Below are 20,209 nucleotides of genomic sequence, written 5' to 3'. Positions count from 1 at the left end.
CGCGGAATGCGAACGCGAGACATTAGGAATGTCCGCTATCTATCTGAGAAAATTTGCTTACACCGCTGGCGCGATCGATCAAACCTGGCGCGACTGGGCGTCGTCGGAAAACAACGAAGGGCCAGTCTGGTCGATGATCTGGCGGCCCTTGCGCAGGGTAGCGTCGATCGCGTCCTGCTCGGAAGTGAAAAGGTCGGCGCGAATAAAGCTGCGGACCTTGGCTCCGCCATCGGCAGAAGCCTTCTCGATGCTGCCGGCCAGACGAAACTGCGAGCCTTCGCGCATGGGCGTCGCGCGAATGGTGCATTCGGCATAAGCCTCGGTCTTGCCGGGCGCAGCCTGCGTCTGGTTTTCAGAGGGGCCGGAACGGCCGAACAATTTCGAGAAAAACGATGCCATGCCCAAGACTTAGACGCCGCGACCGGCACTGTCAAAGCTTAAGTGCCGATTTTCGGCGACAACGCGCCTCCACCCTCACAAGAAGCGCCGAGCATTCAGCCGGACGCATCAAAGGCGCTCCGGCATTTTGATTCCGGAGCGCTTTTCCGCTTCCAACTATTCGGCACGAGAGCGAAAGGCTCTAGATGATCAGATTGGAAAGGATCTCGTTCTCGGTGATGTCCTGGTAGCGCAGCCCGGCAGCGTCGAAACGCGCCTTCAAGACCGGGAAGTTCTCGGCATGTTTGGTCTCGATCCCGATCAGGATGGAGCCAAAATTGCGCGCAGATTTCTTCAGATACTCGAAGCGCGAGATGTCGTCCTCATCGCCGAGCAGATTGAGAAAATCGCGAAGCGCGCCCGGTCGCTGCGCCATGCGCAGGATGAAGTATTTCTTGAGCCCGGCATGACGCATCGCCCGCTCCTTGACGTCGGGCAGGCGATCGAAATCGAAATTGCCGCCGGAGACGACGGCGACGACCGTCTTGCCCGCAAGCTTCTCGGGACCAAGCGCCTCCAACGCTGAAACCGACAGGGCGCCGGCCGGTTCCAGCACGACACCTTCGACGTTCAGCATCTCGACGATCGTCAGGCAGATCGCGTTTTCCGCCAGCAGCATCACCTGATCGGCCGAGAAGCGTCGAAGCGCTGCAAAGTTGAGGTCGCCGATCCGTCCGACGGCGGCACCGTCAACGAAATTGTCGACCTGATCCAGCGTCACGACGCTACCGGTTTCGAGACTCTCGCGCAGGCTGGGCGCGCCGACCGGCTCGCAGAAGATGAAATGCTCCGGCGCAACCTCATCCTTGAGATATCCCGTCACGCCCGCAGCAAGGCCGCCACCGCCAACCGGCAGAACGACGAGATCCGGCGTAACGCCATCAGGCAGTTGCCAGGCGATTTCCGCCGCGACGCTTGCCTGACCCTCGATGATGTCGGCGTGATCGAAAGGCGGCACCATGACGCCACCGATCGCCTCCACGTGGTCCCGCGCCGCCTTGTAGCATTGGTCGAAGATATCGCCGACGAGGCGGATGGTGATGAACTCGCCGCCAAACATGCGGGTCTTGTCGATCTTCTGCTGTGGCGTCGTCACCGGCATGAAGACGACGCCCGGCACGCCGAAATGACGGCAGACGAAGGCGAAGCCCTGGGCGTGGTTGCCGGCCGAGGCGCAGACGAAGGTCTTGCCGGAAGCACCGGCGCCAAGTGCCTTGCGGAAAAAGTTGAAGGCGCCGCGGATCTTGTAGGAGCGCACGGGCGACAGATCTTCGCGCTTCAGGTAGATGTTGGCGCCGTAGCGGGCGCTGAGATGCTCATTGAGCTGCAGCGGCGTCGGTGGGAAGATCTCCCGCAAGGCTTCGGTTGCGGCTTCAACATCCTGCTTCATCGCGTGCGGTCTTCCGTTGAGTTGGTCGATGGCCGTGGCTATTGCACATTGCAACGCGCGAGGCCATCGCTTTGACTCGAATCGACCGCCGTGAACAATACAGCCGCATACCTTCGGCCGGGACGCCCGCAACACTTTCCGGGAAATTGAACGCTTGAACGCTACATTGATCCGGCATGCTGTGCATATCGCGGCGATCCTCGGCATCTACCTCGCATGCGCGATGCTCGTGCCGGCGATGGTCGACCTCTACTACGGACACCCGGACTGGCGCATCTTCACTGCATCCGCCTTCATCGTCGGTGGCCTGTCGCTGACGACCTTCATGGCCACACGCATGGGACCGCCACCATTTTCCAAGAAATTCGGTTTCGTCCTCGTCAACATGCTGTGGGCTGTGTTTTCGGTGGCGGGCGCGATCCCGCTCTGGCTGTCGTCGCTGAAACTTGATTTTGCCCAGGCGCTGTTCGAATCGATATCGGCAATCACCACGACCGGCGCGACCGTGATCGTCGGTCTCGACGATGCGCCGCCGGGGCTGCTGGTCTGGCGCTCGTTGCTCTGCTGGCTCGGCGGCATCGGCATCGTCGTGCTCGGCCTGTTCATCATCCCCTATCTCAGGGTCGGCGGAATGTCCTTCTTCAAGATGGAATCCTCCGACACCAACGACAAGCCGTTTGCACGCCTCGCGAGCTTCAGCCGCGCCTTCCTCGTCGTCTATGTCGTCATCACCCTTCTGTGCGCCATCGGTTACTTTCTGACCGGCATGAACCGGTTCGACGCGATCAACCACGCGATGTCGACGGTTGCGACCGGCGGTTTCTCGACCCACGACGCATCCTTCGCCTATTTCGGCAGCATCCCACTGCTCTGGACGGCGACCTTCTTCATGGCGCTTTGCAGCCTGCCGTTCTCGATCCTGATCGTGCTTGTCGCCCGCGGCCGTTTCGATGCACTGCGCGATCCGCAGATCATCGTCTTCCTCGGGTACCTCGCGGCCTTCTCGATCGCAGTGGCCGTCTATCACCGCCTCGCGAATGGGGTCGAATTCCACCTGGCACTGGCGCATTCCTTCTTCAACATCACCTCGATCCTTTCGACGAGCGGCTATGCCAGCCAGGACTACAGCCTCTGGGGGCCTTTCGTCGTCATGGCCGCCTTCGTCGCCACCTTCTTGGGCGGCTGCTCCGGGTCGACCGCCGGGGGCATCAAGGCTTACCGGTTCATTGTGCTCTTCAACGCGATCCGGTCGGGGCTCAACAAGCTCGTCTATCCCAACGCGATCTATGCGGTGCGCTACGGCAAGAATACCGTCGATGCCGACACGCAGCGCGCGATTTTCCTGTTCTTCATCACCTATATCCTGCTCTGGGTCTTCGGCAGCCTCGCAATGGGCGCGCTCGGCTACGACCTGGTTACGGCGACCTCGGCGGTCATCACCTGTCTCTCCAATGTCGGGCCCGGACTTGGCCCCATCATCGGACCGGCCGGCAATTTTTCCACGCTCGGCAATCCTGAACTCTATCTGCTGTCGCTGATGATGCTTCTCGGCCGTCTGGAAGTGCTGACCGTGCTCGTGATCCTGACGCCGGTCTTCTGGAAGCATTGACCAATGGCCGGGCGGCCCTATCGTCTTGACTCGATGCGGCAGATGCCGAAAGTCGGTGTCATCCGGCGATGGGGGACGTCATGGTGAAACATATGCTTCTTCTGGCGACGCTGACCGTCGCCACGACACTATCCGGGAATACCACCACCCACGCCGGACCGCTGACCGATGCGGCGGCGCAAGCGGAGAAACTTGCCGCTTCGGGCGATGCGGCAAAGGCGCGAGACCTGCTTCTGCAGGCCATGAGCGACTTTTCGCAGACGCTGCCCTTCGCGATCGGCAAGGCCGTCTTCGTCTCCAAGCAGCCGACGGGCTATGCGATGTACGAACCGCGCGAAGGCTCTGTCTTCAAGGAAGGCGAATCGCTGATCTCCTATATCGAGCCGATCGGTCTTTCCTGGAAGAATGCGACGGAGAAGGGCAAGCTCGAGAGCCACTTCACCGTCGATTTTGATATTCTTAATCCGAAGGGTGACGTTCTCGCCGGGCAGAAGGCCTTCGGCGACTTCACCTTCACCGGTTACCTCAGAAACCAGGAAATCTATTCGACGCTCACCATCGATGTTTCCGGAGCGCCGGCCGGGGACTACGTGCTGCGCTTCCATTTCAACGACGTCAACAGCGGCAAGAGCGCCAGCGTTGACCAGCCCTTCAAGATTGCCGGACCGTAAGACCATGCCCCATGCAATAACGACTGTTGGTTTCGATGCCGATGATACGCTTTGGCAGAACGAGCAGTTCTTCCGCCTGACCGAGACGCGCTTTGCCGAACTGCTTGCTCCCCATACGAACACCGAGCATCTCTCCGAGCGGCTACTTGCCGCAGAGAAACGCAATCTCGGCCTCTACGGTTTCGGCATCAAAGGTTTCGTACTGTCGATGGTCGAGACCGCGGTGGACGTGACCGACGGAAAGGTCCCGTCCTCGGTCATTGCTGAAATCCTCGCGGCCGGACGCGACATGCTCGTCCATCCGGTCGAACCGCTACCGCATGTCAAGGAAACACTCGACGCGCTGCACGGCCGGTTTCGCCTCGTCATGATCACCAAGGGCGACCTCTTCGACCAGGAGCGCAAGCTCGCTGCCTCCGGCCTCGGCGACTACTTCGATGCCGTCGAAATCGTCAGCGACAAGAATGCGAGCACCTACGACCGCATCTTCAAGCGTCACGGCGACGGCGCGTCCAAGAGCCTGATGGTCGGCAATTCACTGAAGTCCGATGTCGTGCCCGCGCTTGATGCGGGCAGTTGGGCTGTCTATGTCCCGCATGCGTTGACCTGGGCGTTCGAGCACCACGACAAGCCCGAGAGCCATCCACGGTTCCGCGAGATCAACGACCTCGGCGGATTGCCGTCGATCCTCGAACGATTGCCGCTCTAGCCACATCACGGGGAGAAGGCTAAACAAACCCAGGATTGAATCCGCTATCCATTGCACGCCACTCAATGCGGTAATCTCGCGCGATTTCGCCAACGGAGAGTGAGAGAATGGCCTAGATATTCGGCGCGACAATCTTGATGGTGCTGCTCGGATGGCTGCTGCGCAAGGTCTCCGCGCTCAGCGTGCTCTTCGTCCCGTCTGGCGAGACTGATCGGCCTGGCCTTCGCGGCCCCCGCCGTCTACTCGGTCAATTCCGGCCTGCCCTACCTCGAAATGCTTGTGCCCTATGGTATCGCCGCACTGATTGCCGCCGTTGTTTTCTACTTCCTGAAGTCGAGGCAACAGGCTGCGTGGCCATCAATACGCCTTTCACCCGTCTGATGCACTTGACTGTTCGCCTTGAGTGATTGATCTAGGGAACATGCGGGCGTGGCGAAACTGGTAGACGCAAGAGACTTAAAATCTCTCGGCCTTGGCTGTACGGGTTCGACCCCCGTCGCCCGCACCAGGCAAACGGCTTGTGGGATCATTTGGCGGCGGGCGTCTGACTGTCACTCGGCAGCGACAGGTTTACGCCGAAAAGAGTGGCCGCTCAGTTGTTGTAGTAATAGCAATCGCATTCGGCCTGGTAGGCATCGTCGTGCCATACCCGGACGGCGAGCTTCGTTGCGCATCCCTGGTTCTCGAGCCTGAGGCCGAGAAGGGAGACCGCTGCCGCCTTGGAATTGGGGGCGTCCACCTCGATTGCCGATCCGACCTGGTGGACTCCCTGCCGCGGGGTCCAGGTAAAGATCTGAACGCTATAGTGCATCGAATATCCTCCGTGGAGAGATGGTGTGCACGCAATACTAACGCTTGTGTTCGGATTGAGCCGGCTGCCTTGTAGCGAACTAGCCGTCTTCTACGGTCGCTTCCGGCCGATCGCCGCCGTCAGTGTGCTCGAAGTGCCAGTGGCCTTCTTCATCCTGGAAACTGATATCTTCGTCGTCGCCGCCGACCTGTTGTTCGGCGGCGGCAGCCTTGGCGGCGGCTAGCGCCAACTCGCGGCTGGGAAAGGGTTCCGAATATGCGTCGGAGGCCTTATAGGCCCATCCTCCGTCATGAGGAACGATGGTGTAAGTAATCCGCGCCATACTTCCCTCCCAGCAGTCCGAAAACCTTCGGTCTCCGGCGGGCCGTTGCCGCACGGCCCTTCTTTCCTCCTCGTCAAAGGCATTTCTCATGCCGAACGCCGCGGATAGTACCACAGGTATGGTGCGAATAGCCACCTTCGCGAATCACTTGGATCTGGCTCATATCGAATCAAAAAGGCGGCCCCTTTCGGAGCCGCCCTTGATCAAGAATTCCAATCTCTTAGGTCGATCAGCCGGCGAGCTTCGCGGCGATCTTGGCGACGTGTGCGCCTTGGAACCGAGCAGCCTCGAGCTCGACCTCGGAGGGCTGGCGCGCACCGTCGCCGCCGGTGATGGTCGAAGCGCCGTAGGGCGAGCCGCCCTTGATCTCGTCGAGGCCCATCTGCCCCTGGAATGCATAGGGAAGGCCGACGACGACCATGCCGTGGTGCATCAGCGTCGGGATGAAGCCAAGAATCGTGGACTCCTGCCCACCATGCTGCGTTGCGGACGATGTGAAGACCGAACCGACCTTGCCGACCAGCTTGCCCTTGGCCCACAGGCTGCCGGTCTGATCGATGAAGTTGCGCATCTGCGAGGCGACGGTGCCATAGCGCGTGCCTGCGCCGAAGATGATTGCGTCGTACTGTGCCAGCTCTTCGACATTGGCGATCGGCGCCGCCTGATCCAGCTTGTAGTAGGAAGCCTTGGCGACTTCTTCCGATACGAGTTCGGGAACGCGCTTCACGTCCACTTCGGCGCCAGCCGTTTTCGCGCCTTCGGCCACCGCATAGGCCATCGTTTCGACGTGTCCGTATGCCGAATAATAGAGAACAAGAACCTTGGCCATAAAATGCTCCTTTGGATTCAAGCGATCCCACTTGATCACCGCTGCCGGGAAGATTTATCAAAATGCGGCCGCTTGCCAGGAGCTGCCCGGGAAACAGACTGTTCTCGCCCGTCGAACAATAAACAATCACTGTTAAACTATTAGCTGAAATAAATAGGGATCACCGATGAGCAGCACAAAAATCGTCACCGCCGCGATGGTCGCCATCGGCGACGAACTCCTGTCGGGCCGTACCAAGGACAAGAACATCGGCCATCTCGCCGACATGATGACCATGGTCGGCATCGACCTGCGCGAAGTGCGGATCGTCGCCGATGACGAAGCTGCCATCGTGGAAGCCATCAACGCCGTGCGCAGCCGCTACGATTACGTCTTTACGTCAGGCGGCATCGGCCCCACCCATGACGACATCACCGCCGACGCGGTCTCGCGCGCCTTCGGCGTCGAATGCATCTACGAACCCGAGGCAATGGCCCTGCTCGGCGCAATGTACGAGCGTCGCGGCATGGAGTTCACCGACGCGCGCAAGCGCATGGCGCGCATGCCGCTCGGCGCACGCCATATCCCGAACCCCGTTTCCACCGCGCCAGGATTTGCCATCGGCAACGTGCATGTCATGGCCGGCGTGCCGCAGGTGTTCCAGGCCATGCTCGATGCCTTGCTGCCCGGCCTCGAGGTCGGCTCGCCCCTCCTCTCCCGCACTGTGCGCTCGCCCTTCGGCGAAGGCGACATCGGCAGCCCGCTGACAGAAGTCCAGAAGAACCACCCGGAAACCAGCATCGGCTCCTACCCCAAGTTCGACGGCAAGAACTTCTCGACCGATATCGTCGTGCGTGCCCGTGATCCGGAAGCGCTGGCCGCTGCCGAAGCCGACGTGCACGCGATGATCCAGGCAATCACGGAAGCGCGCGCGAAGGCCTGATTGCTGTTGCATTTTTCCCTGGATCAGCATCGATCCAGGGAAATCAGGTGGAAGGTTCCGACGTTACAGTGGTCTTGAAGCGTCTTGAGAGACGTGAAGCGCTGTAGAGCCTTGCGCTCAGGGCGCCATTGCCGCTATTGCATGTCGGCAAATCAGGATGACGCGTTCCCGCCTGCCCGATCTGCCGGACGCTTCGCCTTTACCTTATACAGACAAGCCGGAGCCCACTGATGTCGCTGCCCGATAAAGCCTTTCCCGTCTCCTGGGACCAGTTCCACCGTGATGCGCGCGCGCTTGCGTGGCGCCTCGCCGACAACGGCCAGGAATGGCGCGCCATGGTCTGCATCACCCGCGGCGGCCTGGTTCCGGCCGCGATCATTTCCCGCGAACTCAATATCCGGATGATCGAAACCGTCTGTGTCGCTTCCTATCATGACTACGATACGCAGGGGCAGATGAAGGTACTGAAAGGCATTACGCCTGAAATTACCAAGGATGGCGGCGAAGGCGTGCTGATCGTCGACGACCTGACTGACACCGGCAAGACCGCAGCCGAAGTGCGCGCCATGCTGCCGAAGGCGCATTTCGCCGCCGTTTATGCCAAACCAAAGGGCCGGCCGCTGGTCGATACCTTCGTTACCGAAGTCAGCCAGGATACCTGGATCTATTTCCCCTGGGATTTGGGCTTCACCTACCAGGAGCCGATTGCCAAGGGCACCCGCGGCTAACAGCCAGGCGAACATGTATCAAAGACGCCTCGAGTGGCTCCTTCCATGAAGTCCGGCTGCTCGAGGCGCTTTATCTTTCGGCTTCACGCCATTGGCGGTATCGCGCCAATCAATGTCTCGGCCGTAAGCCCCTGCCCGGCCCGGTCGCCGGCAGCACCATGTCGCCATACGGCGGCGGCTGCCGCCTCGAAGGCCGGCATCCCTTGGGCAAGATGCGCACCGGTGATGCCGGCGAGCACGTCTCCCGAGCCGGCCGTTGCCAGCCACGGCGGCGCATTGTTGTTGACGACGGCCCGTCCGTCCGGTGCGGCGACCACCGTGTCGGCCCCCTTGTAGACGATGACGGCATGGCTCGCGCGGGCCGCCTTCTGCGCCTTTTCGACCTTCGAAAGTTTGCCGTCGCCGGCAATTTCGGGAAAGAGGCGGGCAAACTCCCCCTCGTGCGGCGTCAGAACCATCCGACCTCCGCCCCTTAGGAGCGCGGCAAAGAGTTCCTCGCGGTTCGCCTGAAATGAAGTGATCCCATCTGCGTCCAGCACCAACGACCGATCGCACAGCGCAAGCGCAAAGTCCCTAGCCTTCTTGCCGACACCGAAACCAGGCCCCAAAACGAAGCTGCCCAAGCGGTGATCCTGCAGCCATTTCGTCAGGTCACGCTTACCCTCCACTTCCTTCACCATCACCGCGGTCAATTGCGATGCATTGATCCCGAGTGCCGCCTTTCCCGTTGCCACCGTGACCAATCCGGCGCCGGCCGCGAGACCAGCCATGGCCGCCAGGCGTGCGGCGCCCGTCGCCTGTCGGTCACCTGAAAAGACGACCAGGTGACCACGCCTAAATTTATGCGTCGATGGTGCGAGGTCACCTCCCCAGCCCGACCAGACCGCCGGTGCGTTCAGACGCAGCGAGCCGGCTCCGGAGAACATGACGCGGGCCGGAATGCCGATATCGAAGACTTCGAGCGTGCCGCACAGGGGGCGCCCGGGCAGAAGCCAGTGGCCCGGCTTCGGCGCCATGAAAGTTACCGTATGGCGGGCCGCGAATGCAGCGCCACGGATCTCGCCGGTCCGTCCGTCGATGCCGCTTGGCAGATCGACCGCGACAACCGGGAGCCCGCTTGCATTGACGCGTTCAATGAGCTGAACGACATTGCCCGGGAGATCACGCGAAAGCCCGGCGCCGAACAGCGCGTCGATGACGACATCGCCGGGCTGGGGATCGAATGCTGCAAGCGCCGCTACCGGCCCATTCCATTCCGAACGAGCCCGCGCGGCGTCTCCTTGAAGGACTGTTGCGTCGCCGAGTGCGAAGACCGTGACGTCCGCACCACTTTCCGCCAGACCGCGGGCTGCGACGTAGCCATCGCCGCCATTGTTGCCCGGCCCGCAGAGAACGACGAAGCGGGCGGCATCCGGGAAGCGTCGCAGCGCCGCCGCAGTCACGGCCAGGCCGGCGTTGCGCATGAGCGTAAAGCTATCGATGCCGGATCGGGCGGCGGCCTGATCGATTGCCGTCATTTCCGAGGGCGTGATCAACAAGTGCTGAAGTTCGGAGCGCATGCGCCAGACTTATCCATGCCCAACGGCATGAAGCAAGGTCCCACGCTCACCACGCGCATTGCCCTGTAAATGTGCATTTGCACATATTTGTTGCTCAAGTAACGTGCGTTGCCGTATCGATGACAACAGACCACGGTCAAAGCCGGGCATGTTTCAATCGAAAATTACAAAAATTAGGCAGATTACGGCCTGGAATGGCATGGAAACCCGGCGATCGCAGTTCTGGCAGTAGATTTTTTGTCGTTCTGACAGATTTTCGCAGAAAAACTGGCATGCAACGTGCATATTCAAGGCGAGCGGGCATGATCCTGCTTTCAAGGGAGAAGCGGAGAGACATTTTCTCATGAAAAAGATCGAAGCGATCATTAAGCCCTTCAAGCTCGACGAAGTGAAGGAAGCCCTTCAGGAAGTCGGACTACAGGGCATCACCGTCACGGAAGCCAAGGGCTTCGGGCGGCAGAAGGGTCACACGGAGCTGTATCGCGGCGCCGAATACGTGGTGGACTTCCTGCCGAAGGTTAAGGTCGAGGTCGTGTTGGCGGATGAAAACGCGGAGGCCGTCATCGAGGCGATCCGCAATGCCGCGCAGACCGGCCGCATTGGTGACGGAAAAATTTTCGTTTCCAATGTGGAAGAAGTCATCCGCATTCGCACGGGCGAAACCGGCCTCGACGCCATCTGATATCACGGGCCGTCCGGCCCGGTTCTTTTCAAACCTCGTCATCTCACACAGGGAATAACGGCAAATGACGACTGCAAGCGATATTCTGAAGCAAATCAAGGACAACGACGTCAAGTTCGTCGACCTGCGCTTTACCGATCCCAAGGGCAAGCTGCAGCACGTAACCATGGATGTGGTCTGCGTCGACGAAGACATGTTCGCCGACGGCGTCATGTTCGACGGCTCCTCGATTGGCGGCTGGAAGGCCATCAACGAGTCCGACATGGTGCTGATGCCCGATCCGGAAACAGCGCATATGGACCCGTTCTTCGCGCAGTCGACGATGGTTATCATCTGCGACATTCTCGATCCGGTCTCGGGCGAATCCTACAACCGCGATCCGCGCGGCACGGCCAAGAAGGCGGAAGCCTACCTCAAGGCATCCGGCATCGGCGACACTGTATTCGTCGGTCCGGAAGCCGAATTCTTCGTCTTCGACGACGTCAAGTACAAGGCCGATCCTTACAACACCGGCTTCAAGCTCGACTCCTCGGAACTGCCGTCGAACGACGACACCGACTACGAGACCGGCAACCTTGGCCACCGTCCGCGCGTCAAGGGCGGCTACTTCCCGGTTCCGCCGATCGACAGCTGCCAGGACATGCGCTCGGAAATGCTGACAGTTCTGTCCGAGATGGGCGTAACGGTCGAAAAGCATCACCACGAAGTCGCTGCCGCTCAGCACGAACTCGGCGTCAAGTTCGACGCACTGGTGCGCAACGCCGACAAGATGCAGATCTACAAGTACGTCGTGCACCAGGTCGCCAATGCCTATGGCAAGACCGCAACCTTCATGCCGAAGCCGATCTTCGGCGACAACGGCTCGGGCATGCACGTGCACCTGTCGATCTGGAAGGACGGCAAGCCGACCTTCGCGGGCGACGAATATGCCGGCCTGTCGGAAAGCTGCCTCTACTTCATCGGCGGCATCATCAAGCATGCCAAGTCGCTTAACGCCTTCACCAACCCGTCGACGAACTCCTACAAGCGTCTCGTCCCGGGCTACGAAGCCCCGGTTCTGCTCGCCTACTCCGCCCGTAACCGTTCGGCCTCGTGCCGCATTCCGTTCGGCACCAACCCGAAGGCCAAGCGCGTCGAAGTCCGCTTCCCGGACCCGACCGCCAACCCCTACCTCGCCTTCGCGGCCATGCTGATGGCTGGCCTCGACGGCATCAAGAACAAGCTGCATCCGGGCAAGGCCATGGACAAGGACCTCTATGACCTGCCGCCGAAGGAACTGAAGAAGATCCCGACGGTTTGCGGCTCGCTGCGCGAAGCACTCGAAAGCCTCGACAAGGACCGCAAGTACCTGACTGCCGGCGGCGTGTTCGATGACGACCAGATCGACTCCTTCATCGAACTGAAGATGCAGGAAGTGATGCGCTTCGAAATGACCCCGCATCCGGTCGAGTACGACATGTACTACTCGGTCTAAGGCCGTGCCGGCCGGCAGCGAGATCGCTTCCGGCCGGGCAACCTATGCAGAAGGCCGGCGCTTCGATCGACGCGCCGGCCTTTCTTTTTGGCCCGTTGCCCCCACCTGGGAGACACTGCATCTCAGCGGTCGACAGCACGCCTTGCAGAATTGTGTGATATTATGCCTACGGCAACTTTTGCGCGTCTAGATGGATACCCAGCGCAATTGTCCAACGCCGGACGGAAGGGAGATCCCTATTGATGTTTTGGGTTCGCCAACCCAGATAATCTCCTGAAAGGATGTTTTGCGTCATGAAACAAAGAAACGCCAAATTCGAGATCGGACAGGTGGTTCGCCATCGGATTTTCCCGTTCCGCGGCGTCATTTTCGACGTCGATCCGGAATACGCCAACACCGAAGAATGGTGGAACGCCATTCCGCAGGAGATCCGCCCGAGCAAGGATCAACCCTTCTACCATCTGTTCGCCGAAAACGATGACAGCGAGTACGTCGCCTACGTTTCCGAGCAGAACCTGGAGTTCGACGACAGCGACCGACCGATGCGCCACGCACAGGTCGATGCGCTGTTCGACAAGGATGGTGTCGGCCACTACAGGCCAAAGGCGGCGTTCCGACATTAAGGCATCGCCCCGGACAAATAAAAAACGCCCGGACACAAAGTCCGGGCGTTTCTTTTTGGGATCGTGAGATCGCTTAGTTCTGCTTGGCAGCCTTCTGGGCTTCCTCAAGCTTCTTGCGGGCGTCTTCAGCCTTCTTCTGCATTTCTTCCTGCAGGAGGCGTTGACGCTCTTCGAGCTGCGACTGTTCCATCGGCTCGCCATCGAAGATGCCGGTGAAGCCCGTGAGAGCCATCTTGATCGGGTTCGGAGCCCGCTGGTAGTTGACCGAGGTGAAGACCACCTCGTTGCCCTTCTTCAGGCTGGCGATCAGCTGGTCGGACAGCGGCGCTTCAGCGACGCACTTGTCCGGCATGCAGATTGCGTAGTCGAGCTTTACCGGCTTGCCACCGTCGATCTGCATCTGGACACCCGTCGGGATCAGGCGCGCGGACGGTACGGAAACCTGCAGGACCTTGCGGTTGACCTTGCCGCTTACGGTGATGAGGCCGACAGCGGTCACGAGCTGACCATTGTTGGCAGTCAGGAGGTTCTGAACGATGCAGACGTCATTGTCTTCCTGCTTGGTGCAGATCTTGAACCAGCCCTGCGGAGGCTTGCCACCTGCCTGCTGGGCGGACGCAACACTCGGTACGCCCGCAGCAGCTACAGAGAGCGCCAGCGCTGCCATACCCGAGCGTTTGGTAAAATTCGACTTGAAGATCATTGTGATTCCGTCTCCTGAAATCCGGTAACGGAACACATCGTTCCGCAGGTGAGTATCGTCAGCCGCCGTTGTCCTGTTGGCCAAATAAGGCAAATGCATGACCCCGTTTCCGGAAACACCTGTTACATTGGCTCGCTTCGTTTATCCAGTGTTTCCTGTCATTTTTTGACTTGCTACTGGGCGGAATTTGGGCGGCTGATCGGTTGGATTCATCGGTCACCATTGGTAACGTTCAGGGAATCGGCCTGTTGATACCCCTCACGGGAGGTGACTTTGCGTGCAATTCTTTCCGGTCTGGCCCTGCTCATGACCGTCACTTCGTTCGGCAACGCTGCGGTAGCCGCGCCAGTGCATGCCATTGCCATGCACGGCGAGCCGGCGCTGCCCGCCGATTTCAAGAACTTCCCTTACGTCAATCCGAACGTGAAGAAGGGCGGGAAGATCTCCTATGGCGTCGTCGGCAGCTTCGACAGCCTCAATCCTTTCATTCTGAAAAGCATGCGCACGACAGCGCGCGGCATGTGGGACCCGGAATACGGCAACCTCGTCTACGAATCGCTGATGCAACGCTCGCGGGACGAAGCCTTCACCATGTACGGCCTGCTCGCCGAATCGGTCGAATGGGACGATGATCGGACCTTCATCCAGTTCAACCTCAACCCCAACGCCCGCTGGGCCGACGGGCAACCGGTCACAGCCGACGACGTCATCTTCACCTTTGAACTGTTGCGCGACAAGGGACGTGTACCCTTCAGCAACCGCCTGGCAAAAGTGGCAAAGATGGAGAAGGTCGGCGACCGCAGCGTCCGCTTCACCTTTACCGAAGACGTCGACCGCGAACTTCCGCTGTTGCTCAGCCTCTCTCCGGTCCTGCCGAAGCACGCCATCGATGTTGCGACCTTCGATCAGACGAGTTTGAAGCCGCCGCTCGGCTCCGGCCCCTATCGTGTCGTCGAAGTGAAGCCCGGTGAGCGCATCGTCTACAAGAGAAACCCGGACTATTGGGCGAAGGACCTGCCATCCAAGGTCGGCCAGGACAATTACGACGAAATCTCCGTCGAGTATTTCCTCCAGGAAAACTCGCTGTTCGAAGCGTTCAAGAAGGGTGAAATCGACATCTACCCGGAAGGCAGCGCCACCAAGTGGGCGCGCGGCTACGACTTTCCGGCCGTCCGCTCCGGCGATGTGGTCAAGGAAACCTTCAAGCCGAAGACGCCTTCCGGCATGCTCGGCATCGTGTTCAACACCCGCAAGCCGATGTTCGACAATCTCAAGCTCCGCCAAGGCCTGGCTCTGGTGTTTGATTTCGAGTGGGTCAACAAGAACCTCTTCGATGGTGCCTATACACGCACCCAGAGCTACTGGCAGAACTCGACACTGAGTTTCCTCGGCGCGCCGGCTGACGATCGTGAACTCGGCCTCATCGGGGATGCACGCGACCGGATCAACCCGGCGATCCTGGACGGCACCTACCGGCTGCCCGTGACCGACGCTTCCGGTCGTGATCGCAACGTCCTGCGCGTCGCCGTCTCGCTGATGCGGGAGGCGGGCTTCCAGATCAAGGACGGCAAGATGGTGGACGCCAAGGGTTCGCCGCTTGCCTTCGAAATCATGAGCCAGAACGCGGGCCAGGAAAAGATTGCGCTCGCCTATCAGCGCTTCCTCGCCCCGCTCGGCATCCAGGTGTCGGTGCGTACCGTCGACGATTCGCAATACCAGCAGCGCAGCCAATCCTTCGACTACGACGTGATCATCAAATCCTTCCCGTCAACGCTGTCACCCGGCGTCGAGCAAGCCGGGCGCTGGTCGTCCCAGGCGAGAGACCGGCAGGGCAGCGACAATTTTGCCGGCGTCGCCGACAAGGATGTCGACCGCATGATCAACAACATTCTCCAGGCTCGCACGACCGAGGATTTCACGGCTGCCGTGCGCGCGCACGACCGGCTGCTGATCAACAACTCCTACCTCGTGCCGCTCTATCATCTGGACGCACAGTGGGTGGCGCGGCGCAAGCATATCGGCCGTCCCGATGTGTTGCCGCTCTATGGCTACCAACTTCCGACCTGGTGGGATCAAAACGCGCAATAGGAGGCTGGTTCCCTTTTGGTAACGCATTGAAAGCCGGCTGAAACCGGCTTATCTCGCCGATATACCAAACAAGGAAAGGCACCCGCACCATGCAAACCGTCAGCATCGATATCGTCTCGGACGTCGTCTGCCCCTGGTGCTATCTGGGCAAGGCAAGGCTCCATCAGGCAATTGCCAATGTCCCGGATGTGCTCGTCACGGTCAATTGGCGTCCCTATCAGCTTAATCCCGACCTGCCGCCGGAAGGCATCGACCACAAGAAGCACCTTGCCGAGAAGCTTGGCGGCCAAGCGGCCGTCGATCGCGCACATGACATGTTGTGCGAACTCGGAGACGCCGACGGCATCGCCTTCGACTTCGATGCCGTGAAAGTCAGCCCGAACACGCTTGACGCCCATCGGCTGGTCCGCTGGGCCGCAACCAACGGCCAGGCAGCGCAGTCAGCAGTTGTCGGCCTGCTGTTCAAGGCGAATTTCGAAGAAGGCCGCAATGTCGGCGATCACGCCGTGCTGCTCGATATCGCCGAGAAGGCCGGCCTCGACCGCCCCGTCATCACGGCGCTGCTCACCTCCGATGCCGACAAGGACGCAGTCAAGGAAGAGGTCGGCATGGCCCGCGAGATGGGCGTGACCGGTGTGCCCTGCTTCATCCTTGAGGGACAATATGCCGTGATGGGAGCGCAATCCGTCGACGTGCTGACAAATGCGCTGCGCGAAATCGCGGAGATGAAAGCCAGCGGCAAGCCGAACTGAGCCGCCGCAATCCTGGCGTTGCCGCAACCGGCGGCAGCGCTATTCCTGCGGTCGGCTATTTCGCCAGTCCAGCGAGTTGCGTCATCACCATCGCAGCGCCCGAAAGACGCTTCTCCGGCGTCGCCAGTTCCTTTTGGAAGAAGATGCTATGGTCCGGCCGGATCTTCGCAAGCGTGCCCTGCTTGGCGATGTAACCGACGAGCGCCGCGGGGTTTGGGAACTCCTTGTTGCGGAACTGCACAACGACCCCCTTCGGTCCGGCATCGAGCTTCTCGACATTCGCCGTACGGCACAGAGACTTGACGTAGACGATCTTCAAGAGGTGCTGGACCTCGATCGGCAACGGGCCGAAGCGATCGATCATCTCGGCGCCGAAGCCGTCGATTTCCTTGAGATCCGTCAGTTCGCCGAGACGGCGGTAGAGACCGAGCCGCAGATGCAGATCCGGCACGTAGTGTTCTGGGATCATGACCGGGGTTCCGACCGAAATCTGCGGTGACCAACCGGTATCGTGGATTTCTTCCTCACCCTTGAGCTCGGCGACCGCTTCCTCCAGCATCTGCTGGTAGAGCTCGAAGCCGACCTCCTTGATATGACCCGATTGCTCCTCGCCAAGCAGGTTGCCGGCGCCGCGGATATCGAGGTCGTGGCTGGCAAGCTGGAAGCCGGCACCGAGTGTGTCGAGCGACTGAAGCACCTTCAACCTGCGCTCGGCCGTTCCAGTCAATGTCTTGTTGACCGGCAAGGTGAATAGCGCGAAGGCACGCACCTTCGAGCGACCGACGCGACCGCGCAGCTGATAGAGTTGGGCGAGGCCGAACATATCGGCACGGTGCACGATCAGCGTATTGGCCGTTGGGACGTCCAGACCGGATTCGACGATCGTCGTCGACAGAAGCACATCGTATCGCCCGTCATAGAAGGCGTTCATGATGTCTTCGAGCTCGGTTGCCGGCATCTGGCCGTGCGCAACCGCGACCTTCAGTTCCGGCACGTCCGATTTCAGGAAATCGTGGATTTCCGACAGATCGCTCAGGCGCGGACAGACATAGAAGCTCTGGCCACCGCGATAATGTTCGCGCATCAGTGTTTCGCGGATCACCAGGGCATCGAAGGGCGAGATGAAGGTGCGCACCGCCATGCGGTCGACCGGCGGCGTCGTGATCAGCGATAGTTCGCGAACGCCGGTCAAGGCGAGCTGCAAGGTGCGCGGGATCGGCGTCGCCGAAAGCGTCAGCACGTGCACGTCGGACTTCAGCTCCTTCAGCCGCTCCTTGTGCTTGACGCCGAAGTGCTGCTCCTCGTCGATGATCAGCAGGCCGAGATTGGCGAAGTTGACCGACGTGCCAAGCAGTGCATGCGTGCCGACCACGACGTCCGTCTTGCCGTCTGCCACCTCCTTCTTCGTCAACGCCAGTTCCTTGGAACCGACGAGACGTGAGGCTTGCTGGATGCGGATCGGCAACCCACGGAAGCGCTCGGAGAAGGTCTTGAAATGCTGGCGCGCCAAAAGCGTCGTCGGCACGACGACGGCAACCTGTACGCCATTCATGGCCGCGATGAAGGCAGCACGCAAGGCAACCTCCGTCTTGCCGAAGCCGACATCGCCACAAACAAGGCGATCCATCGGCCGGCCACTGCCGAGATCATCGCGTACGGCCTCGATCGAGTTCAGCTGATCTTCGGTCTCGTCATAGGGGAAGCGAGCAGCAAATTCGTCGTAGACGCCATCCTGAGCGATCAGAGACGGTGCCCGGCGCGTGTGCCGCTCGGCGGCGATGCGGATGAGACCGCCCGCCATATCGAGCAGCCGCTTCTTGAGCTTGGCCTTGCGCGCCTGCCAGGCAACGCCACCCAGCTTGTCGAGGATTGCATCGGTCCCTTCTGCGCCGTAGCGCGACAGGAGTTCGATGTTTTCGACCGGCAGGAACAGTTTGGCGTTCTCCGCATAGACGAGTTCGAGGCAATCATGCGGCGCGCCGACAGCCTCGATGGTGCGCAGGCCAACGAAGCGGCCGATGCCGTGTTCGGCGTGTACCACATAGCTGCCCTCGTCGAGGCCTGCCACCTCGGCGATGAAGTCGGCACCACGCTTGCGCCGCTTCGAGCGGCGCACCATGCGGTCGCCCAGGATATCCTGTTCGCCGATTATGACGAGATCGCCTGTCTCGAAACCGGCCTCGATGCTGAGGACGGTCGCACCCGCCTCGCCCGGCTTCAGGCTCTTGACCTCGGCCAGTGCCTTGATCGGCTTGATGTTGCCGAGTCCGTGCTCGACCAGCACCTGCAACAGGCGGTCCAGCGACCCTTCGCTCCAGCCCGAGATTATCACCTTGGCGCCCTTTGAACGCCGCTCGGCTATGTACTTGACCGCCTGATCGAAGACGTTGACGCGTTCGCTGTCCGTCTCCCCCTCGCCGGCCGACTTTGCCCAGCGCATCCCTTGACGCGCATCGACCGAGATCACCTGCCGCGCTTCGCCTTCATGCTCGTTGAACGGTGACAAACGAATGGCATCGCGCGAGGTGAGCACAGCGTTGAAGTCTTGCGAGTTCAGGTAGAGCAGTTCCGGCGGGACCGGCTTATAGGGCGTGCCCTGGGTGGTCTGCGTCTTGCCGGGAGAGGCCGATGCCAGGCGGGCGTCGTAATAATCGAGAATGAGTTTCGAGCGCTCTGCGGCTGCCTCGCGCGCCAGGTGATCGGTGACAATGCGGAAACCATCGAGATAATCAAATACCGTTTCCAACCCGTCAAAGAAGAGCGGCAGCCAATGCTCCATGCCGGCGTAACGCCGCCCTTCGGAAACCGCCTGGTAAAGCGCATCGTCGCGGTTCGTCGCACCGAACAGCGACAGATACTGCTTGCGGAAGTGGCTGATCGTCTCCGGCGTCAGCGACACCTCGCTCATCGGGTTGAGATCGAGCGAGCGGACCTGGCCCGTCGTGCGCTGGCTTGCGGGATCGAAGGAGCGGATGGTCTCGAGCGTATCGCCGAAGAAATCAAGACGCAGAGGCTCGCCGCTGCCGGGCACGAAGACATCCAGGATGCCGCCGCGCACCGCGTATTCGCCGACCTCACGCACGGTCGCGACCCGCTCGAAGCCGTTGCGCTCGAGCCGCATCGCGATGTCATCCATGCGTACCTGATTGCCCGGACGGGCCGAAAACGCCAGGCTCTCGATCACATCCTGAGGCGAGATTTTCTGCAGGGCAGCGTTGACGGTCACCAGCACGATCGCTGCATGCGGCTTCTTCTTGTGTGCGATGAGTGCGCTCAGTGCTGCGAGGCGACGCGCAGACGTGTCGGCGCTCGGCGATACGCGGTCATAGGGAAGGCAGTCCCAGCCCGGCAGCGTCAGCACCGGAATATCCGGCGCGACGAAGCCGAGGACCTGCTCAAGATCCGCTATCCGTTGACCATCCGACAGAATATAGGCAACCGGCTGACCGGCACGCGCAAGTTCGGCGAGAACCAGTGCCTCGGCACCGGAGGGAACCGGCCCGATCGTGATCTCCCGCTGCGCTTCGACAATTTTCTTCGGATCAAGGCCAGCCAGCATCATCGGTTACTTTATCTCTTCGGGAAGCTTCTCGAAATCGGGACGATAGGCGGCAATCCGCTCGAACATCGACGTCTGATATTGGGGCGGCACCGGCTGTTCGCCAGTGATCCACCTGACGAGATCATTGTCCTCTTCGCGCATGATCGTCTCGAGTTCATCGAGGTCCGCATCGGAAAGCAGCGAAAGCTCGGCCTCTGCAAACTGCCCGAGAATCAGGTCCATCTCGCGGATGCCGCGATGCCAGGCGCGGAAAAGGATCCGCCGTCGACGCGGATCAAGATCGGCGCTGGTACGTGAAATGCCAGTCATGGGAATTCCTTCCTGCCGCCTGCTACTG

19 protein-coding genes and 1 tRNA gene are annotated in these 20,209 nt (G+C 60.6%); 11 read left to right on the top strand and 9 right to left on the bottom strand.

The genetic code is table 11. The annotated features are described in order from the left end of the window. Positions 1-78: 78 nt before the first annotated feature. Positions 79-399: an HlyU family transcriptional regulator gene (locus tag LAC81_RS07420; RefSeq protein WP_223727289.1), complete on the bottom strand. Its 321-nt coding sequence runs from the start codon at positions 397-399 to the stop codon at positions 79-81. A 181-nt stretch (positions 400-580) separates the two neighbouring features. Beyond that, entirely contained in the window at positions 581-1,828 is a 1,248-nt protein-coding gene (gene ilvA / locus LAC81_RS07415; protein WP_223727288.1) for a threonine ammonia-lyase, read from the bottom strand. A gap of 154 nt (positions 1,829-1,982) precedes the next feature. Here ilvA and LAC81_RS07410 point away from each other — a divergent pair, with 154 nt between their 5' ends. From LAC81_RS07410 to LAC81_RS07395, 4 genes are all read left to right on the top strand, one after another. Continuing rightward, positions 1,983-3,437: a TrkH family potassium uptake protein gene (locus LAC81_RS07410; protein WP_223727287.1), complete on the top strand. Its 1,455-nt coding sequence runs from the start codon at positions 1,983-1,985 to the stop codon at positions 3,435-3,437. Between the two features lie 80 nt (positions 3,438-3,517). Beyond that, complete coding sequence (locus LAC81_RS07405) at positions 3,518-4,108, top strand: hypothetical protein (protein WP_223727286.1); 591 nt, start codon at positions 3,518-3,520, stop codon at positions 4,106-4,108. Positions 4,109-4,112: 4 nt separating this feature from the next. Beyond that, positions 4,113-4,817 (top strand): HAD family hydrolase, encoded by a 705-nt coding sequence (locus tag LAC81_RS07400; protein WP_223727285.1) that lies wholly within the window; start codon positions 4,113-4,115, stop codon positions 4,815-4,817. A gap of 423 nt (positions 4,818-5,240) precedes the next feature. Then, positions 5,241-5,325 (top strand) — tRNA-Leu (locus tag LAC81_RS07395). An 84-nt stretch (positions 5,326-5,409) separates the two neighbouring features. On the opposite strand, the gene LAC81_RS07390 is transcribed toward LAC81_RS07395, so the two are convergent. The 3 genes from LAC81_RS07390 to wrbA form a co-directional block, all read right to left on the bottom strand. Then, complete coding sequence (locus tag LAC81_RS07390) at positions 5,410-5,628, bottom strand: hypothetical protein (RefSeq protein WP_034791089.1); 219 nt, start codon at positions 5,626-5,628, stop codon at positions 5,410-5,412. A 79-nt stretch (positions 5,629-5,707) separates the two neighbouring features. Then, positions 5,708-5,950, bottom strand: a complete 243-nt coding sequence (locus LAC81_RS07385) for a DUF2188 domain-containing protein (RefSeq protein WP_223727284.1) — start codon at positions 5,948-5,950, stop codon at positions 5,708-5,710. Positions 5,951-6,179: 229 nt separating this feature from the next. Then, entirely contained in the window at positions 6,180-6,779 is a 600-nt protein-coding gene (gene wrbA, locus LAC81_RS07380; RefSeq protein ID WP_223727283.1) for an NAD(P)H:quinone oxidoreductase, read from the bottom strand. A 166-nt stretch (positions 6,780-6,945) separates the two neighbouring features. Between wrbA and LAC81_RS07375 the strand changes: the two genes are divergently transcribed. Further along, a complete protein-coding gene (locus LAC81_RS07375) occupies positions 6,946-7,701 on the top strand; it encodes a competence/damage-inducible protein A (RefSeq protein ID WP_223727282.1) in 756 nt (251 codons plus the stop codon). 230 nt (positions 7,702-7,931) lie between these two features. After that, positions 7,932-8,429: a xanthine phosphoribosyltransferase gene (gene gpt / locus LAC81_RS07370; RefSeq protein ID WP_034791068.1), complete on the top strand. Its 498-nt coding sequence runs from the start codon at positions 7,932-7,934 to the stop codon at positions 8,427-8,429. An 83-nt stretch (positions 8,430-8,512) separates the two neighbouring features. Here gpt and LAC81_RS07365 read toward each other — a convergent pair whose 3' ends face one another. Next, positions 8,513-9,988, bottom strand: a complete 1,476-nt coding sequence (locus tag LAC81_RS07365; protein ID WP_223727281.1) for an NAD(P)H-hydrate dehydratase — start codon at positions 9,986-9,988, stop codon at positions 8,513-8,515. Positions 9,989-10,331: 343 nt separating this feature from the next. Here LAC81_RS07365 and LAC81_RS07360 point away from each other — a divergent pair, with 343 nt between their 5' ends. The 3 genes from LAC81_RS07360 (at position 10,332) to hspQ (ending at position 12,767) form a co-directional block, all read left to right on the top strand. Then, positions 10,332-10,670 carry a P-II family nitrogen regulator gene (locus tag LAC81_RS07360; RefSeq protein WP_003528058.1) on the top strand — a complete coding sequence of 113 codons (339 nt, stop codon included), beginning with the start codon at positions 10,332-10,334 and terminating at the stop codon, positions 10,668-10,670. 64 nt (positions 10,671-10,734) lie between these two features. Next, positions 10,735-12,144: a type I glutamate--ammonia ligase gene (glnA, locus tag LAC81_RS07355; protein WP_034791062.1), complete on the top strand. Its 1,410-nt coding sequence runs from the start codon at positions 10,735-10,737 to the stop codon at positions 12,142-12,144. 293 nt (positions 12,145-12,437) lie between these two features. Further along, complete coding sequence (gene hspQ, locus LAC81_RS07350) at positions 12,438-12,767, top strand: heat shock protein HspQ (RefSeq protein ID WP_057255944.1); 330 nt, start codon at positions 12,438-12,440, stop codon at positions 12,765-12,767. A gap of 73 nt (positions 12,768-12,840) precedes the next feature. On the opposite strand, the gene LAC81_RS07345 is transcribed toward hspQ, so the two are convergent. Then, positions 12,841-13,470 (bottom strand): invasion associated locus B family protein, encoded by a 630-nt coding sequence (locus LAC81_RS07345; protein ID WP_223727280.1) that lies wholly within the window; start codon positions 13,468-13,470, stop codon positions 12,841-12,843. A 306-nt stretch (positions 13,471-13,776) separates the two neighbouring features. Between LAC81_RS07345 and LAC81_RS07340 the strand changes: the two genes are divergently transcribed. Together LAC81_RS07340 and LAC81_RS07335 are read left to right on the top strand one after the other, a co-directional pair. After that, the gene (locus LAC81_RS07340) at positions 13,777-15,558 is read left to right on the top strand and encodes an extracellular solute-binding protein (protein WP_223727781.1); all 1,782 of its coding nucleotides are present in this window, start codon (positions 13,777-13,779) and stop codon (positions 15,556-15,558) included. 89 nt (positions 15,559-15,647) lie between these two features. Further along, positions 15,648-16,310 (top strand): DsbA family oxidoreductase, encoded by a 663-nt coding sequence (locus LAC81_RS07335; RefSeq protein WP_223727279.1) that lies wholly within the window; start codon positions 15,648-15,650, stop codon positions 16,308-16,310. A gap of 55 nt (positions 16,311-16,365) precedes the next feature. Here LAC81_RS07335 and mfd read toward each other — a convergent pair whose 3' ends face one another. Both mfd and LAC81_RS07325 read right to left on the bottom strand, forming a co-directional pair. Next, the gene (mfd, locus tag LAC81_RS07330) at positions 16,366-19,869 is read right to left on the bottom strand and encodes a transcription-repair coupling factor (RefSeq protein ID WP_223727780.1); all 3,504 of its coding nucleotides are present in this window, start codon (positions 19,867-19,869) and stop codon (positions 16,366-16,368) included. Positions 19,870-19,875: 6 nt separating this feature from the next. Beyond that, positions 19,876-20,181 carry a succinate dehydrogenase assembly factor 2 gene (locus LAC81_RS07325; RefSeq protein ID WP_113537137.1) on the bottom strand — a complete coding sequence of 102 codons (306 nt, stop codon included), beginning with the start codon at positions 20,179-20,181 and terminating at the stop codon, positions 19,876-19,878. Positions 20,182-20,209: the final 28 nt, after the last annotated feature.

This window comes from Ensifer adhaerens (genome assembly GCF_020035535.1).
Lineage (GTDB): Bacteria > Pseudomonadota > Alphaproteobacteria > Rhizobiales > Rhizobiaceae > Ensifer.
The sequence above is the reverse complement of the archived record's forward strand: the minus strand, read 5'-3'. Positions and strand labels throughout refer to the sequence as shown.